Annotated in this window: 3 protein-coding genes; all 3 read left to right on the forward strand. The window is 43.1% G+C overall.

The window, feature by feature from the left end:
* Positions 1–492 precede the first annotated feature (492 nt).
* On the forward strand, positions 493–717 hold the full coding sequence (locus QN399_RS25975; protein ID WP_330201911.1) for a TraY domain-containing protein: 225 nt from the start codon (positions 493–495) through the stop codon (positions 715–717).
* Positions 701–970 carry a type II toxin-antitoxin system RelE/ParE family toxin gene (locus QN399_RS25980; protein ID WP_330201912.1) on the forward strand — a complete coding sequence of 90 codons (270 nt, stop codon included), beginning with the start codon at positions 701–703 and terminating at the stop codon, positions 968–970. The genes QN399_RS25975 and QN399_RS25980 overlap by 17 nt, the downstream gene beginning before the upstream one ends.
* 242 nt (positions 971–1,212) lie before the next feature.
* On the forward strand, positions 1,213–2,806 hold a 1,594-nt coding region (locus QN399_RS25985; protein WP_330201913.1), incomplete at its 3' end, for an AIPR family protein.

Below are 2,806 nucleotides of genomic sequence, written 5' to 3' on the forward strand. Positions count from 1 at the left end.
GGTACGCCGCTGGTTTACCCCGCATCGAACAAGCGCAGCGCGTTAGGAGGGACGTAGCAATCTAGCTTTGGATCAAGACTTTTTTGAGGGGCAAAAGAGGCTAGTGCAGGATAGGCATCCGCACCTCGTTTGTGCCACAAACCGCTGATTTGCCTGCCAGGGTGCAGTGCGCTCCCCTCACCTGGTATTCATAAGAAAGCAAAAAGGCAGAAAGAAGACAGCAAAAGCAGAGCAGCCAGTGGCTAAAAGGCACCCGGAATGTAGCAAGAATGTAGCAAAACCAAAGCATCCGACGAGCACCAGAACGACGTTGGGTCAGGGCGTTGATAGGGATGAAAGAGGCTAGTGCAGGATAGGTATTCGAGCGGCTATTGTCATACAACAGGGCTTTATGAAGGTGAAAAACGCTAGTGCAGGATAGGCATCCGCACCTCGTTTGTTATACAAAAGGCTGCTATACTTGTATAGCAAATTTTATTACGGAGTCTGGCCATGCTTGCCATTCGATTACCTTTGGACCTGGAAGCCCGCCTGGAACACCTAGCCAAGGTCACCGGCCGCACTAAAACCTTCTATGCCCGGGAAGCCATCGTGGCGCACCTGGACGACCTGGAAGACCTGTACCTGGCGGAACAGCGTCTGCTTGATAACCGCGCCGGTCGCTCGGAATCAATACCCCTTGAGGATGTGATGAAGCGTTATGGCTTGGCGGATTGAATTTGACCGCGCAGCAGAGCGCGAGCTGGGCAAGCTAGACCCCCAAGTGGCCAAGCGCATCCTGCTGTTTTTGCATGAGAGGGTCGCGAATCTGGACGATCCACGCAGCATTGGCGAAGCCTTGAAAGGCTCACGGCTGGGTGATTTCTGGAAGTATCGGGTGGGGGATTACCGCCTGATCAGCAGCATCGAGGACGGCGCGTTGCGCATCTTGGTGGTAAAGATTGGCAACCGGCGAGAGATCTACCGGTAGCAGGTATTAACGAACGGGTAAGGATCCACGCGTGAATGCTCCTAGCGCGATACTAGACCCTTAATTTTCAGAAATCATGGCTCATGAAGAAACCGTACTTTTGAACCAATAGGTAAATCCTTAGTTATTGCGGTTATTGCAGAATCCATTAGATTTTATGGCATTACATTTTTATCCTAAGCCAGCCAAAATAGATAGTTATACAAGCAAACTTAAATATTAACAAGCACAAGGACTGTAGCATGCATAGGGTTGTTAAAAGTCACCTAGGTGACTTCGAGAAAAAGTTTACAGTTAGCGATGACGAGTCTAAGCAATTTGAATCATTTTTAAATTATGTTGTTTTTAGAAGTCATTGTGCTGAAATAATCGACCCTGGCTTACTTGTTTATGACGGCGATGACCCTGGCGTTGACGGAGTGATGATTTTTATCGACGATTCCTATGTATCTTCAGTTGATGAAGTAACGGAGTCAATGCGAAATCGCCGTCGCGATGCAGATGTAACATTAGTTTTTACTCAAGCAAAAACATCTGAGAAATGGGCAAAATCAGAAATAAATGTATTTCAATCCGCGATTATAGATTTTTTGTCAGAGTCAGTGTCCTACCCTCATAGCGATTATATGAATAATGCAAAAGAGGTTTTTGATGAGGTTTTAAAACATTTAGGAAAAATAAATTCAGGGAAACCCGAAGTGCAAGCTTTTTTTGCTACAACCGCCAGAGTTTCTGAGGATCGCGAGATACTCGCTGCTAGAAATGCATTGTCAGCTTCTCTTGAAGGTTTAGGTTACTTTAGTAAAGTTGATGTTACGCTGATAAACCGAGATTCTATTGTCGAAATGTGGACGGCGGCAGAAGGACAGGTTGAAGCAACATTAAAAGTCATAGGTAATGCACCATTCCCACGGACAAAGGATATTGAAGAGGGCTACGTCGTAACAGTGCATGCAAAAGATTTCATTCAGCAGGTTTTAACAGATAAGAATGGAAAACTAAGGCAACGAATTTTTGAAGAAAATGTAAGAGATTTTATAGGCTTAGATGGTGATGTGAACCGTGAAATGACAGATACCATTAAGGATCCTATAAAGCAAAAGAGATTTGGAATTTTAAATAATGGCATTACAATAATATCTCCAGATATTAGGTTGGGCGCGTTAGAAATATTTTTAAGAGATTTTCAGATTGTAAACGGTTGTCAGACGTCAAATATTTTATTTGAAAATAAAGAGATTATATCTGACGATGTAACTATTATGCTGAAGCTTATAGAAACTTCTGATCCTGCGGTTGTTGATGATATTGTCAGATCAACTAACCGGCAAGCCAAGGTTGATGAGGATCAGTTTCTTGCGACTTTAGATGCTATTAAAGCATTAGAGAGGTATTTCGAGGCCAGAGGCAAAGATGATGACCTTGGTTTGTATTTTGAAAGACGGAAAAATCAGTTTTTAGCCAAAGAAAATGTTAAAGCTATTCGGATGTTTGATATTAAGGAGATAGCTCGGTGTGTGGCTGCAATGTTTTTAGATAAGCCAGATATCGCTAGTAGGTATCCAAATAAGCTAACTGGAGATTTACGGCACATTGTCTTTAATAAAACTTATCTCGAAGAGGTCTTTTACACAGCTGCTTATACATCATATAGATTAAAGCTGTTGCTTAGTAATGGGAGAGTTGACAGAAGCTACTCAAAATCTCGCTGGCATATCATGATGGCGATAAAATATTATGTATGCGGTGAGAAAAGTATGCAACTCAGTTCGCAAAAAATAAAAACCGATTGTAACGCCATAGAAGATTTTATAGGTGGCGGTGACGACTCCACAC

It is taken from the genome of Pseudomonas sp. 10C3 (assembly GCF_036346185.1).
GTDB lineage: Bacteria > Pseudomonadota > Gammaproteobacteria > Pseudomonadales > Pseudomonadaceae > Aquipseudomonas.